Source organism: Pseudonocardia kunmingensis, from assembly GCF_006716445.1.
GTDB classification, from domain to species: domain Bacteria; phylum Actinomycetota; class Actinomycetes; order Mycobacteriales; family Pseudonocardiaceae; genus Pseudonocardia; species Pseudonocardia kunmingensis.
Window position 1 is genome coordinate 197,237 of sequence record NZ_VFPA01000007.1, and the last position, 13,856, is coordinate 211,092.

Annotated in this window: 13 protein-coding genes; 3 read left to right on the forward strand and 10 right to left on the reverse strand. The window is 74.5% G+C overall.

Going from position 1 to position 13,856, the window contains the following annotated elements; genetic code table 11:
• The first annotated feature begins 15 nt into the window (after positions 1 to 15).
• Positions 16 to 1,356 carry an ABC1 kinase family protein gene (locus FB558_RS39915; RefSeq protein ID WP_142063934.1) on the forward strand — a complete coding sequence of 447 codons (1,341 nt, stop codon included), beginning with the start codon at positions 16 to 18 and terminating at the stop codon, positions 1,354 to 1,356.
• Between the two features lie 127 nt (positions 1,357 to 1,483).
• Here FB558_RS39915 and FB558_RS39920 read toward each other — a convergent pair whose 3' ends face one another.
• Positions 1,484 to 2,140: a TetR/AcrR family transcriptional regulator gene (locus tag FB558_RS39920; protein WP_246107105.1), complete on the reverse strand. Its 657-nt coding sequence runs from the start codon at positions 2,138 to 2,140 to the stop codon at positions 1,484 to 1,486.
• Positions 2,141 to 2,295: 155 nt separating this feature from the next.
• Between FB558_RS39920 and FB558_RS39925 the strand changes: the two genes are divergently transcribed.
• Positions 2,296 to 4,149 (forward strand): bifunctional sugar phosphate isomerase/epimerase/4-hydroxyphenylpyruvate dioxygenase family protein, encoded by a 1,854-nt coding sequence (locus FB558_RS39925; protein WP_142063937.1) that lies wholly within the window; start codon positions 2,296 to 2,298, stop codon positions 4,147 to 4,149.
• A gap of 128 nt (positions 4,150 to 4,277) precedes the next feature.
• On the opposite strand, the gene FB558_RS43650 is transcribed toward FB558_RS39925, so the two are convergent.
• The 4 genes from FB558_RS43650 to FB558_RS39935 form a co-directional block, all read right to left on the reverse strand.
• Positions 4,278 to 4,445, reverse strand: a complete 168-nt coding sequence (locus FB558_RS43650) for a hypothetical protein (RefSeq protein WP_170231779.1) — start codon at positions 4,443 to 4,445, stop codon at positions 4,278 to 4,280.
• 155 nt (positions 4,446 to 4,600) lie between these two features.
• Entirely contained in the window at positions 4,601 to 4,978 is a 378-nt protein-coding gene (locus FB558_RS39930; protein ID WP_425468160.1) for a WhiB family transcriptional regulator, read from the reverse strand.
• A 102-nt stretch (positions 4,979 to 5,080) separates the two neighbouring features.
• Positions 5,081 to 5,254, reverse strand: coding sequence for a hypothetical protein (locus FB558_RS43655; protein ID WP_170231780.1), 174 nt, complete (start codon positions 5,252 to 5,254; stop codon positions 5,081 to 5,083).
• 117 nt (positions 5,255 to 5,371) lie between these two features.
• A complete protein-coding gene (locus tag FB558_RS39935) occupies positions 5,372 to 7,477 on the reverse strand; it encodes an ATP-dependent DNA helicase UvrD2 (RefSeq protein ID WP_142063943.1) in 2,106 nt (701 codons plus the stop codon).
• Positions 7,478 to 7,490: 13 nt separating this feature from the next.
• Between FB558_RS39935 and FB558_RS39940 the strand changes: the two genes are divergently transcribed.
• Positions 7,491 to 7,724 carry a mycoredoxin gene (locus FB558_RS39940; protein WP_281288724.1) on the forward strand — a complete coding sequence of 78 codons (234 nt, stop codon included), beginning with the start codon at positions 7,491 to 7,493 and terminating at the stop codon, positions 7,722 to 7,724.
• A gap of 51 nt (positions 7,725 to 7,775) precedes the next feature.
• On the opposite strand, the gene FB558_RS39945 is transcribed toward FB558_RS39940, so the two are convergent.
• From FB558_RS39945 to FB558_RS39965, 5 genes are all read right to left on the reverse strand, one after another.
• On the reverse strand, positions 7,776 to 8,699 hold the full coding sequence (locus tag FB558_RS39945) for a type IV toxin-antitoxin system AbiEi family antitoxin domain-containing protein (RefSeq protein WP_170231781.1): 924 nt from the start codon (positions 8,697 to 8,699) through the stop codon (positions 7,776 to 7,778).
• Positions 8,700 to 8,827: 128 nt separating this feature from the next.
• Complete coding sequence (gene nudC / locus FB558_RS39950; RefSeq protein ID WP_142063952.1) at positions 8,828 to 9,781, reverse strand: NAD(+) diphosphatase; 954 nt, start codon at positions 9,779 to 9,781, stop codon at positions 8,828 to 8,830.
• Positions 9,778 to 11,148 carry a M16 family metallopeptidase gene (locus tag FB558_RS39955; protein WP_142063956.1) on the reverse strand — a complete coding sequence of 457 codons (1,371 nt, stop codon included), beginning with the start codon at positions 11,146 to 11,148 and terminating at the stop codon, positions 9,778 to 9,780. Before FB558_RS39955 ends, nudC begins: the two co-directional genes overlap by 4 nt.
• On the reverse strand, positions 11,145 to 12,431 hold the full coding sequence (locus FB558_RS39960) for a M16 family metallopeptidase (RefSeq protein WP_142063959.1): 1,287 nt from the start codon (positions 12,429 to 12,431) through the stop codon (positions 11,145 to 11,147). The genes FB558_RS39955 and FB558_RS39960 overlap by 4 nt, the downstream gene beginning before the upstream one ends.
• Positions 12,432 to 12,464: 33 nt before the next feature.
• Positions 12,465 to 13,727, reverse strand: a complete 1,263-nt coding sequence (locus FB558_RS39965; protein WP_170231782.1) for an aldehyde dehydrogenase family protein — start codon at positions 13,725 to 13,727, stop codon at positions 12,465 to 12,467.
• Between the last annotated feature and the right edge of the window lie 129 nt (positions 13,728 to 13,856).

Consider the following 13,856-nt stretch of genomic DNA (forward strand, 5'->3'; position numbering starts at 1 on the left):
CGCCGAGGTGACGACGTGACCGACATCCCCCGTCGGACGGCGGCTCGCACGGCCAAGCTCGCCAGCTTGCCGCTCGGCGTGGCCGGCCGCGCGGCCGCCGGCTGGAGCAGGCGGCTGGCGGGCGGCGACGGCGACGAGATCTCGGCCCAGATGATGGCCAAGAGCGCCGAGCAGCTGTTCGCCGTGCTCGGTGAGCTCAAGGGCGGCGCGATGAAGTTCGGCCAGGCCCTGTCCGTGTTCGAGGCCGCGATCCCCGACGAGTACGCGGCGCCGTTCCGCGAGTCGCTGGTGAAGCTGCAGTCCGCGGCACCCCCCATGCCGAGTGCGGACGTCCACCGGATGCTGGCCGAGCAGTTCGGCCGTGGGTGGCGCGAGCGCTTCCGCGACTTCGACGAGACCCCCGCGGCGGCGGCCAGCATCGGGCAGGTCCACCGCGCGGTCTGGCGCGACGGCCGGGACGTCGCCGTGAAGGTGCAGTACCCCGGCGCCGACGAGGCACTGCGCTCGGACCTGCGGCAGCTGTCCCGGATGAGCCGCATCATGCAGCCCCTCGTACCCGGCCTGGAGATCAAGCCGCTGATCGCCGAGCTGCGCGAACGCATGGAGGAGGAGCTCGACTACCGCGACGAGGCCGAGCACCAGCGGGCGTTCGCTGCCGCGTACGACGGCGACGACAAGATCAAGGTCCCGCGGGTGGTGGCGTCGGCCCCGCGCGCGATGGTCACCGAGTGGGTCACCGGGCAGCGGCTCTCCGACGTCATCCGCGGCGGCAGCCAGGACGACCGCGACCGCGCGGCCGCGCTGCTCGCCGAGTTCCACTACTCGGCGCCCGCGCGCGTCGGGCTGCTGCACGCCGACCCGCACCCCGGCAACTTCCAGGTCCTCGACGACGGGCGCCTCATGGTCCTCGACTACGGCGCCGTCGCCCGCCTGCCCCACGGGCTCCCGCGGCCCCTGTCGGTGATGGTGCGCCTCGCGCTGGAGGACGAGCCGGTCGCCCTGCTGCAGCTGCTGCGCGACCACGGCTTCGTGCGGGCGGCGTCACCGCTGGCCGCCGAGGAGGCGGTCGAGTACCTCGCGCCGTTCACCGAGCCGCTGCGCACCGAGACGTTCCGGTTCAACCGGCGCTGGCTGCAGCGGCAGGCGGAGCGGGTGGGAGACCTGCGGCGTCCGGAGTTCCAGGTGGGCCGCGAGCTCAACCTGCCCCCGCAGTACCTGCTGGTGCACCGCGTCACGATGGGCACGCTCGGGGTGCTCTGCCAGCTCGACGCCGACGTCGCGCTGCGCGGCATCGTCGGGCGCTGGCAGCCGTGGGTGTTCGACGCCGAGGACGAGTCGGCCGGCCGCCACGCCTGACGCGACACTCCCCCTGTCCGAACGCAACACTCGCGCAGTCCGAACGGGAGACTCGCGCTGTCCGGGCGGGAGACTCGCGCGGGCGGAGGCGAGTCTCCCGTTCCGGCAGCGCGAGTCCCTCGTCTCGTCAGGCCGGCGTGGTCAGGTAGGCCACGAGCATGTCGCCCAGCAGTTCCCGGTAGTGCTCGCGGCGCAGCGGATCCAGCGGGTCCCGATCGAAGATCGCGGTGAAGGTGTGCCGGTTGGCCGTGCGGAAGACGCAGAACGAGCTGATCACCAGGTGCACGTCGAGCGCGTCGACGTCGTCGCGGAAGAGCCCGGCCGCCCGACCCCGCGCCAGGATGCGGCCGAGCACGTCGAGGGCCGGGTTCGCGAGCCCGGACAGGATCGACGAGGTCGCGATGTGCTCCGCGCGGTGGATGTTCTCGATGCTCACCAGCCGGATGAAGTCCGGATGGGCCTCGTGGTGGTCGAACGTGAGCGCCGCCAGGCTGCGGATGGCCTCGCGCGGCTCGAGGTGGTCGACGTCGAGCTCCTGCTCCAGCGCGCGGATGCCGGTGTACGCGCGCTCGAGGACCGCGACGAAGAGCTGCTCCTTGCTGCCGAAGTAGTAGTAGATCATCCGCTTCGTCGTGCTGGTCTTCGCGGCGATCTCGTCGACCCGGGCGCCCGCGTACCCGCGGTCGGAGAACTCCCGGGTGGAGACGTCGAGGATCTCCGCTCGCGTCCGCTCGGCGTCGCGCTGCCGCTCGGGCGGCGGACCCTCGGGCAGGGGTGCGGCCACGGAACCCTCCTCGCAGGTGGTGGCCCGACTCTAGAACGCGGGCGCAGGGCTTCCCGCGGGCGACGCCGGACGGTACAACTAACTAGCCAGTACGTTCACACCACGCCCGCGACGGCACACCGCAGAGCTGACGAACACGACGGAGGAGGGCTCCCGTGCCCGGGTCGGCCGAACGAACCGCGATCGCCACGGTCTGCCTGTCCGGCACCCTGGAGGACAAGCTCGCCGCCGCCGCGGCCGCGGGCTTCGACGGGGTGGAGGTGTTCGAGCCCGACCTCGTGGCCTCGCCGCTCTCCCCCGGTGAGATTCGGGTGCGCTGCGCCGACCTGGGCCTGACGATCGAGCTCTACCAGCCCTTCCGCGACCTCGACTCCACCGACGCGGACCGGTTCGCCGCCTCGCTGCGGCGTGCCGAGCGGAAGTTCGACGTGATGACGGCGCTGGGCGTCGACACCGTGCTGGTGTGCTCGTCGGTGTCCCCCGACGCCGTGGCCGACGTCGACCGGCTGGCCGAGCAGCTGTACGTCCTCGCGGAGCGGGCGGGCGCGCGCGGCCTGCGGCTGGCGTACGAGGCGCTCGCGTGGGGCACGTTCGTCAACACCTTCGAGCGGTCGTGGGAGGTGGTCGCCCGCGCCGACCACCCGGCTCTCGGGCTGTGCCTCGACAGCTTCCACATCCTCTCCCGCGGCTCCGACCCGGCGGGCATCGCGGCGATCCCCGGCGACAAGCTGTTCTTCCTGCAGCTCGCCGACGCGCCGCACCTGTCGATGGACGTCCTGCAGTGGAGCCGCCACCACCGGCTGTTCCCCGGCCAGGGGTCGTTCGACCTGCCCGCCTTCCTGGCGCCCGTCCTGGCGGCCGGCTACCGCGGGCCGCTGTCGCTCGAGGTGTTCAACGACGTGTTCCGCCAGTCCGACCCCACCCGCACCGCGGTGGACGCCCGCCGGTCGCTGCTGGCACTCGCCGAGGCCGTCGCGGACCGGGTTCCGACCCTCGGCGCCGGGCCGGGGGCGCCCGCGCCGCCGCGGCTGGGCGGGCACGCGTTCGCCGAGCTCGGGGTCGACGACGCGGGCGCACCCCAGGTCGCGTCGGTGCTCGCCGCGCTCGGCCTGACCCGCACCGGGCACCACCGGAGCAAGCCGGTGGACCTGTGGGAGCGCGGCGACGCCCGGGTGCTGCTCAACACCACCGCCCACCGGGCGGCCGGGGCGGCGATCACCGCGTTGGGGATCGAGTCGGCCGACCCCGTGAGCTCGGCGCGACGGGCCGAGGCGCTCTGCGCGCCCGTGCTCGAGCGCCCGCACGCCGCGGACGAGGCCGACCTCGCGGCTGTCGCGGCCCCGGACGGCACGGAGGTGTTCTTCTGCCGGACCGACACGGCGGCCGGGTGGCGCTCCGACTTCACCCCGACCGGTGCCTCCGCGGCGCACGGCACCGGCATCACCGGCATCGACCACGTCGGGCTGACCCAGCCGTTCGACCACTTCGACGAGGCCGTGCTGTTCTACCGCTCGGTGCTCGGGCTGCGGCCGGAGTCGGCCACCGAGGTCGCCGCGCCGTTCGGGCTGGTGCGCCACCGCGGCGTGCGCGACGCCGACGCGGGCGTGCGGATCGCGCTGTCGGTGGCCCTGCTGCGGCGCGGGGAGTGGTCGCCGGGGGTGGTGGCGCCGCAGTACGTGGCGTTCGCGACCGACGACGTGCTGGCGACGGCCCGTGCCGCGCGGGAGGCGGGCGCTCCCCTGCTCGCGATCCCCGACAACTACTACGACGACCTCGACGCCCGGCTGGCCCCGGACCCCGGCCGGCTCGCCGCGATGCGCGAGCTCGGCGTGCTCTGCGACCGCGACGAGCACGGCGAGTACCTGCACGTCAGCACCGAGGTGCTCGGCGGGCGCGTCTTCTTCCAGCTCGTGCAACGGGTGGGGGCGTACGACGGCTACGGCACCGCCGACGCCCCCGTCCGGATGGCGGCGCACCGGCGGCTGCGGTCGGTGCGTTCCCGACGGTGACGGTCGTGAGCGAGCGCAGCGAGCGAACCATGGACACAGCGTGGTCCGCGAAGCGGTCGACCGAGCGCAGCGAGGGAGGACGGTGAGTGGATACGAGTGCCCGAGCACTCGTATCCACTCACGGGCGGTTATGCCGTCCGGGCCGCGGAGCGGGCCCGCTCGGCGCGCCGTGCGGCGTACCCGGCGAGCGACGCCCAACGGCGACCGGCGGTGAACCGCCGGGCCAGCGCGTACTCCCGGGCGGCCGCCACCGCCTCTTGGTGTCGGGATCTCGCCAGTGCTTCGTGGAGCAACATCTCGATTCCTTCCCGGCCCCGCACGGCGGGTCGCGTCGGGGTGACTGTGGTCGGTGTCGTGAAGTCGGTCATCGGTATCGGTCTCCTGGATGGCGGGTCCTCGCGGGACCTACGGGCTGGGCGGTGCGGATCAGGCGCGGTCAGGGCACCTGTGATCAGGCGGACATGGCCGCGGCGTAGGCCCTGTCACGGGCCAGGTCGGCCTTGCTCGGGCGGCCGCGAGGCCTCTTGCGCGGGATCACGACCCCGCGCTCGAAGATCTCGCCGCCCCAGACCCCCCACGGCTCCTCCCGGCTGAGCGCGCCGGCGAGGCACTCGGCCTTGATCGGGCAGGCCGTGCAGAGCGCCTTGGCCCGCTCCAGCTCCGCGGGAGCCTCGGCGAACCACAGGTCCGCGTCGCCGGAGCGGCACGGGAGGTCCAGCCCGGCGCGGGGTGCCGCGTCGAGCAGGGACCCGAGCGCGGTGGCGGAGTCGCCGCCGAGCTCCTCTGATGTGATCGTTCCGCCGTCCAACGGAACTGATCGGACTAGCACTTCAACCTCCTGCGGTAGTGGTCGTGCAGGACAAACAAAAAGGCCGCGGATCCCTGGTGGGGTCCGCGGCCTCGGTTCTTCTGGCCCAGTGGCTGTGGGCGTCTAGAGATGACGACGCTCCTCTGCGGACACACCTGTGCTGTTATCGGTTCCGAAGCCACCGCGGATGACGACGGCCGGGCGCTGCTTCCACGCGCGCGCGTACGTCGGGACCACGGACTCCACGTGCAGGCGGGTGCCGCGGCCGGTGGCGACGGAAGTCGTCATCAGGGTCATCGGGGCACCCCCTTCAGGGTGAGGTCGTGGCAGAGGACGGGCTGTCGAGGTCCGTCGAGGAGCTACGTTAGAGACACCAGGTCAGGCCGCACAACTGATTTAACGGAACTTCTCCGATCAACTACCCGACTCGGCGACGAGACCGAGCACGGCCTCCCCGTACCGGTCGAGCTTGCGCGCGCCGATGCCCGGGATCCGCACGAGCGAGGCGGTGTCGGCCGGGCGGTGCTCGGCGATCGCGGTGAGCGTGGCGTCGGTGAAGACGACGTATGCCGGTACCTGCTGTTCCTTGGCCTCGTCGGCCCGCCAGCCGCGCAGCCGGTCGAGCAGCTCGACGTCCACATCGGACGGGCAGTCGCCGCACCGCCGCAGCTTCAGGGCGTCCGTGCCGATCAGCGGCGAGCCGCAGACGCGGCAGCGCGGCTTGGACGCGCCGCGCCCGCCGTTCGCTATGCGCGAAGCCGGGTGCTCGTCGGGGATGAGGCCGTAGAGGAACCGGCTGCGCCTGCGCCGCCGCGGCCCACCGGGCTGGCGCGACAGCGCCCACGACAGCGCGAGCTGCCGCCGGGCCCGGGTGATGCCGACGTAGAGCAGCCTGCGCTCCTCCTCGATGGCCTCGTCGTCGCCGTCGGCGTGCTGGATCGGCAGCGTGCCGTCGACCAGCCCGACCAGGAACACGACGTCCCACTCCAGGCCCTTCGCGGCGTGCAGCGACGCGAGCGTGACGCCCTGCACGGTGGGCGGGTGGGCGGCGTCGGCGCGCGTCTCCAGCTCCGCGGCGAACCGGGGCAGGTCGGCGGCGGGCTCCACCGCCACCAGCTCCTCCGCCAGCTCGACGATCGCCAGCAGCGACTCCCACTGCGCCCGCTGCTGCGCTCCCGACGGCGGCTCCGCGGTGAGCCCGACCGGCCCGAGCACCGCGCGCACGGCGTCGACGAGCGGCGCGTCCACCGGACCGGCGGAACGGATCGCGATCATCGCCCGGCGCACCTCGGCGCGCTGGAAGAACCGTTCTCCCCCGCGCACCTGGTAGGGCACGCCGACCTCGGTGAGCGCCTGCTCGTACACCTCGGACTGGGCGTTGATGCGGAACAGCACCGCGATCTCGCTGGCCTGCGTGCCGTCGGCGACCATCCGCGCGATCTTCTTCGCGACGGCGGCGGCCTCGGCCGGCTCGTCGTCGTGCTCGGTGAAGTCGGGGTCCGGCCCCGGCGGGAGCTGCCCGACCAGCTGCAGCCTGCTGCCGGCCACGCGACCGCGCGCGGCGCCGATCAGGGTGTTGGCCGCGGCCACGACCTGCGGGGTGGAGCGGTAGTCGCGCTGCAGCCGAACGACGACGGCCTCCGGGAACCGGCGCGGGAACTCCAGCAGGTGGCGCGGACTGGCCCCGGCGAAGGTGTAGATCGTCTGGTTGGCGTCGCCGACGACGGTGAGGTCGTCGCGCTCGCCGAGCCACGCGTCGAGCACCCGCTGCTGCAGCGGCGTGACGTCCTGGTACTCGTCCACCACGAAGCAGCGGTAGCGGTCGCGGAACTCCTCGGCCACGCCCGAGTGCTCCTCGAGCGCCGCGGCCGTGTGCAGCAGCAGGTCGTCGAAGTCGAGCATCTCGGCCCGGTTCTTCAGCGCCTCGTACCCGGCGTAGACCGCCACCACCTGCTCGACCGGGCCCGGGGTCTCGCGGCGCAGCTTCGCGACCGCGGCCGCGTAGCCGTCCGGGGTGAGCAGGCTGGCCTTCGCCCACTCGATCTCACTGGCGAAGTCGCGCAGCGACGCGGCGTCGGTGCCCGCCTTCGCCCGCGCCGCCGCCTGCCCCACGAGCCGCAGCTTGCCGTCCAACAGCTGCCACTGCGGGCCCCCGACCACCCGGGGCCAGAAGTACCGCAGCTGGCGCAGCGCGGCCGCGTGGAACGTGCGCGCCTGCACCCCCGGGACGCCCAGCGCCCGCAGCCGCGTGCGCATCTCGCCGGCCGCGCGCGCGGTGAACGTGACGGCGAGGACCTGGCCCGGCGCCACGTGCCCGGTGCTCGCCAGGTGCGCGATGCGCCGGGTGATCGTGCGCGTCTTCCCGGTGCCCGCGCCGGCCAGCACGCACACCGGCCCGCGCGGGGCGGTGACCGCGGCGAGCTGCTCGTCGTCCAGGCCGGCTTCGAGGGTGGGCGCACTCACCGCCCCATCCTGACACCAGGGGAAGACAGGACCGGCGGCGGTCGTTGAAGACAGCATGGCTCAGGTGACGATGTACTCCACGACGTGGTGCGGCTACTGCCGCCGGCTCAAGCTGCAGATGGACCAGGCCGGCATCACGTACACGGAGGTCGACATCGAGCGCGATCCCGAGGCTGCGGCCTACGTCGAGAACGTGAACGGCGGCAACCAGACCGTGCCCACGGTCCGCTTCGCGGACGGCACGGCGCTGACGAACCCCCCGTTCGCGGTGGTGGCGGACAAGGTCGCCGAACTGGCGGCGTGACGGCACACATCGAGTAGGGACGGCACACAGGCCCCGCGGTCTGTGCCGTCCCTACTGCCTGTGTGCGGTGGCGCGGAAGCGGGAGTTCAGGCGCGCTGCCACCGGGGGGAAGTTCTGCAGGTCTGCCCAGGTCCAGCGTACCATGCCGAGGTCCTCGGCGCGCAGGGCGTCCTCCCGCACCTTCTCCGCGACCAGCACCTCCACCGGGTCCTGGCCCGGCCGCAGCGTGCGTCCGTACTTGACCAGGCCGTCGAACTCGGCGACGACCCGCCGTTCCGGCCAGGCGAAGTCCACCCGCCCGATGAAGGCGCCGGTCGCGGCGGCGTGGACCTTCCACTGCAGCACCGGCGGCGCCACACCGGCCGCCGCGAGGGCCACGCGGCTGCGCGATTCGCCCACGCTCTCGCTCAGGCCCTCCGCGAAGGCGATCACTCGGCGCGCGGCGGGGCTTCCCGGCCACCGGGGCGCGCGCTCGAGCGCCGCGATGAGGTCGGCGCGCTCGACGCGGTCGCGGCGCCTGTGGAACATAGCGGAGTCGGCCAGCACGACGGCCTGCTCGAACGGCAGCGACCGCGCGAGGTCGGCGACGGTGCGTGCGAGGGACGTGACGCGAAGACCGCCGATCGTGACGACCTCCGCCGGATCCAGTGCCGCGGTGTGCACGTGGACGAGCACCCCGCAGCGACCCCCGTTGCGCCGAGCCCGCGTGACGTGGACGCGGCCGAGCGGTACGCGCCAGATGCTCAGCCCGTGGAGGACTGCGGCGGACACGTGGCTCACGACGGCATCGCCCGCGAGCTGGGCGAGCGCCGCCTCGACCTGCAGCACGTGGCGGGCGAGGACGTCGTCGGGCACCGCGCCCTCGACGTAGACCCCCCGGCGCAGCGGGGTGAGCCGGCCCTCCCGGACGAGGCGGCGCACCTCGTCGTCGGAGAACCCGGCGGCGAGCAGCTGCGACCGGCGACTGAGCTCCACGCCGAACAGAATCGCGCGGCAGGCACCGCGGCGGGCCCGAACGAGGAGATAGGGCCACGGCACACATCGAGTAGGGACGGCGCACAGCGCCGGCGGTGTGTGCCGTCCCTACTGGGTGTGTGCCGTCGTCAGAGGGCGGCCCAGCTCTCCAGCATCGATCTCGCGATGCTCACCCTCCCCGGGAGCAGGAGCGGGCGTTCTCCCTGCGGGCTCGCGCCCCAGTCGCCCGCCTCCAGCGCCCTCCGCAGCTCGGCGCGGCTCACCCACATCGCCTCGGCGATCTCGCCGTCGGCCGGGACGAGCGGGACCTCCGGGTCGGCCACCGCGGAGAAGCCGACCATCAGCGAGCGCGGGAACGGCCACGCCTGGCTGCCGAGGTAGCGGACGTCGCGGACGTGCGCGCCGACCTCCTCGTGGATCTCCCGCAGCACGCACGCCTCCAGCGACTCCCCCGCCTCCACGAACCCGGCGAGCACCGAGTAGCGCCCCTCGGGCCAGGTGGGCTGGCGGGCGAGCAGGACCTGGTCCGCTCCGTCGTGCACGAGGCAGATGATCGCCGGGTCGGTGCGCGGGTAGTCCTCGTGGCCGTGGGCCTCGCAGACCCGGTGCCAGCCGGCGTTGCCGGGGTGCATCGGCGAGCCGTCACGCCCGCAGAAGCGCGCGGCGTCGTGCCAGTTCAGCACGGCCACGGCACCGGTGAGCAGCCCGGCGCCCAGCGCGTCGAGGGCAGCACCCGCGGTGCGCAGGTCGGCCCACTCGCCCTGGTCCTCGCCGGCCTCGCGGCGCACCGCCCAGTACGCGACGCCGTCGGCCTCGCCGAGCAGCACGGCGTCGGGCGGCGGCGCGTGGCCGCTGGTCGGACGGGTGCGCAGGCGCGCGCTGTCCTCGGCGACGGTGTCCCACGGGCCCTCCGGCGGCCCGCCGGCACCCCAGTCGACGGGCGTGCGGCCCTTGTCGTCGACGACGACGAGCCGCGCCGAGGGCCAGTCCCGCAGCTGCCGGTCGGCGTCGAGGCGCAAGGGCTCGTCGCGCAGCACCGCGGAGCGCGACAGCACCGGCGGCGCGATCAGCGGGAAGCTCACGAGTCGCTGATCCCACCCAGCGCCCGCACCCGGGCGCCGATGACGTCCGCGTCCCCGACGACGACCCCGGTGAACGCGGTGGGCGCGAAGAACTCCAGCGCCGCCTCGGCCACCTGGTCCACGGTGACCGCCTCGAGCCGGCTCGGGTGCGCGCGGAGCCAGTCGATGCCGAGGCCGTCGGCGGCCAGCGCCGACAGGGTGGACGCGAGGCCGCCCTGGTTGTCCAGCGAGATCAGCAGCGAGCCGACGGCGTAGGCGCGCGCGGCGTCGACCTCGGCGGCCGTGGGCGGCACCGCCGTGAGCCGGCCGAGCTCGTAGCGGGTCTCGAGCAGGGCGGCGGCGGTGACGTCGCTCGCCACGTCGGTCTCCACGCCCAGGACCGCGCCGCCGGGCACGAACTCGACGCCGGAGTGGGCGCCGTAGGTGTAGCCCTTGTCCTCGCGGATGTTCTCCATCCAGCGCGAGGAGAAGTAGCCGCCGAACACGAGGTTCGCCAGCTGCAGCGCCGCGTAGCGCGGGTCGTCGCGGGGCAGGGCGGGCGCCGAGAGCCGCAGCTGCGACTGCACCGATCCGGCGCGGTGCACCAGCTGCAGGTCGGCGGGGGTGATCGGCGGCGGCGGGGACAGCTCGCGGGCGGGGCCGGCACCGGCCCAGCCGCCGACGGCCTTCTCGACCTCGGCCAGTGCCACGGCCGGGTCGATGTCGCCGACGAGCGTGAGGATCGAGCCGCCCGGCACCAGGGCGGCGGCCTGCAGTGCCCGCACCTGCTCGGCGCCGACGGCGGCGACGTCCTCGCCCGTGGGCATCTCGCGGGTGATCGGGTGGTCGCCGAACCGCTTGCGCTGCAGCGCCTCGCGGGCGACCGTGCGCGGCTGCGCGCGGGCCACGCTGATCCGCTCGACGAGCCGGTCCCGCTCGCGGGCCACCTCGCCGTCGGGGTGCGTGGCCGCGGTGAGCACGTCGGCGAGCACGCCGAGCAGGTCGGGCAGGCCGTCGGCGAGCCCGGACCCGCCGATCTGCAGCCGCTCGGGGTCGACGCTCACGCCGAGGTCGGCACCGACCGCCGCGAGCTCGTCGTCGATCCCGACGCGGTCGCGGCCCTCGGTGCCGGTGAGCAGCGTGGACGCCAGCAGCTCCGCGACGGCCGGGTGCTCCGGCGCGTCACCGGCGAACGGCACGCGCAGCCGCAGCTCCACCATCGGCACGCCGGGCCGGTGGGCCGCGAGCACCCGCAGCCCGTTCGGCAGCGTGCGCTCCTCGACGTCGGGCAGCGGCACGGCGCGGGTGGCGCCGAGCGGCGGCAGCGGACGGGGACCGGCGTCGGTGCGGCCGATCTCCTCGGCGCTGCGGTGCGTGGTGACGCTCATTCGCCTTCGCCCTCCTTCGGCTCCACCAGCAGCACGCCGCGCCCGCCGGAGCGCAGCGCCGCCGCGGCGGCGCGCACCTGCTCGGGGGTGACGGCGGCGAGCCGGTCGGGCAGTTCGACACCGATCTCGGCGCGGCCGTAGAGCAGCTCGCGGGCGCCGAGGCCCAGCATGCGGTACATGACGCGGTCGTTCTCCTGGTGCAGCCCCGCGGACCAGCGCGCCACCTGGCGCGACAGCTCGTCGGCGCTCGGGCCCTCCGCGGCGAGCTTGTCCAGCTCCTCGTCGACGGCGGCGAGCACGCGGTCCGGGTCGACCGCGCCCGGGTGCACGGCGGTGATCGTGAACGTGTCGGGGTCGCGCGCGTCCAGCGGACCCATCAGCCCTGCGCTCGCCGAGATGTCGGTGACCAGCCCGTCGGTGTGCACCAGCCGGCGCTGCAGGCGCGCGGCCTCGCCGTCGCCGAGCACCGAGCCGAGCAGGGCGTGGCCGAGGTAGCCGTCGAGGTCCGCGGCCGGGTCGGGCATCCGGTAGCCGACGGCGAGCGCCGGCAGCGGGGCGTGCGCGTCGGGCACCGCCTCGCGGCGCTCGCCGGTGGGCCGCGGCTCACCGAACGAGGGCCGCACCGGCGCGGGACGGCTCGGGATGTCGCCGAAGTGCTTCTCGACCAGCCGCAGCGTCTCGTCGACGTCCAGGAAGCCCGCCACCGTGACCTGCGCGTTGGCCGGGGCGTAGAAGGTGTCGAAGAAGGCGGCGGCGTCGTCGAGCGATGCCTGCTCGAGCTCGGTGAAGTCGCCGTAGCCGTTGTGGGCGTTGGGGAAGGTGTCGTAGAGGACCGGCGGCAGCAGGATCCAGGGGAACCCGCCGTAGGGCCGGTTGAGGACGTTGAGCCGGATCTCCTCCTTCACCACGTCCACCTGGTTGCGCAGGTTCTCCTCGGTGAGCTTGGGTGCGCGCAGCCGGTCGGCCTCGAGGAACAGCGCCCGCTCCAGCGCCGCGGCCGGCAGCACCTGGAAGTAGTCGGTGTAGTCCTGGTGCGTCGAGCCGTTGAAGACGCCACCGGACCCCTGCACGTGGCGGAAGTGCGCCAGCTTCTCCAGGCTCTCGCTGCCCTGGAACATCAGGTGCTCGAACAGGTGCGCGAACCCGGTGCGCCCCTCGGGCTCGGAGCGGAAGCCGACGTCGACGTGCACCGCGACGCCGACGACGGGGGTGGCGGGATCGGGGACCACGAGGACCCGCAGCCCGTTGGGCAACGTCGTCCGATGCAGTTCTGGGGCAGGCACGCCGCCGAATGTATCCCGTGGCGAGCGCCCCGGTCAGGCGGGCGGGAGGACCACGAACTGGCGCAGGCTCAGGTCCACGTAGGTCACCGGGCCGCGGGGGCCCGGGGTGTGGTCGACGTTGATGCCGGTCTCGGGCAGGCCGAGGAGCTTGTAGCCGTCGAGCAGGCGGGTGGTGGTGTTCCAGAAGACCCCGGTGCCCGGGTAGGCGTCGATGAACGACTCGGCGGCGGCGCGGTCGGTGGCGCAGACGGTGGCGGCCAGGCCGGACGTCTCACGGGCGGCGGTGGCGGCGGCGTCCAGCGGCCCGTCCACCGCGGCGACGGTCACGTGCGCCTCGGCGCCGGCGTCGAGGGCCCACTCGTGGCCGAGCGGGTGGGAGTGCGGGGGCAGGCTCGGGGTGATCTCCCGCTCCCGCAGGGCCGCCTCGGCCACCGGCCAGAGCCGGTCGTAGGCGGGACGGTCGATCAGCAGCAGGTTGAGGCGGTTGCAGACGCCGAGGCGGTCGGTGCCCTCGGTCACCAGGCGCGTGACGTCGCCCGCGTCGGCGCTGGCGTCGAGGTAGAGCACACCGCCGCCGTCGGCGTGGGCGAGCACGCGGGTGCCCGCGGTGGCGCCGAGGGCCGAGAGCTTGCGCGTGACCTCACCGCTGCCCCGCACGACCACCAGCGGCACGAGGTCGGGCAGCCCGACCAGCGCCTCCGCGCCCGCGTGGCCCGGCGTCGGCACGAGCTGCACGGCGCCGGCCGGCACGCCGTGGCGCTCCAGCGCCGGGGCGATGACGAGCTCGACGAGCGCCCGCGCGGAGCCGAGCGCGGCCGACCCGGTGCGCAGCACCGCCGCGCTGCGGGCCTTGAGCACCTGCGAGGCGACGTCGACCGTGACGTTCGGGCGGGCCTCGAACACCGCCCCGATCACGCCGACCGGCACCCGCCGCTCGTGGACGCGCTCCCCGCTGGGCAGCGTCCGGACCTCGCGCTGGGTGGGCGGCTCCGGCGTGTCCGCGAGGACCTCGAGCTGGGTGGCCATGTCGGCGAGTCGCTCGGGGGTGAGCCGGAGGCGGTCGAGCAGGCCCTGCGCCATCCCGGCCCGCTCGGCGGCCTCGACGTCGGCGGCGTTGGCCGCGAGCAGCTCCCCCTCCCGCTCCCGCAGCAGGCCTGCGGCGGTGCGCAGGGCGGCGTCGACGGCCGGGCCGCCCGCGGCCCGCACGCCCGGCGCCGCGGCGGCGGCGCGCTGCGCGGCCTCCCGCACGGCGGTGGCCTCGGGGGTCTCGGTCGGGGTGGCGGTGCTGGTGCTCACGGAGGACAGGTTGCCACGCGACCCCGCACCCCCCACCCGCGAGTCTCCCGTTCGGGCACGCCGAAATGCGCATTCCGACCACTGTCGAGACGCGCAACTCGGCCTGTCAGGACGGGAGACTCGCGGGGG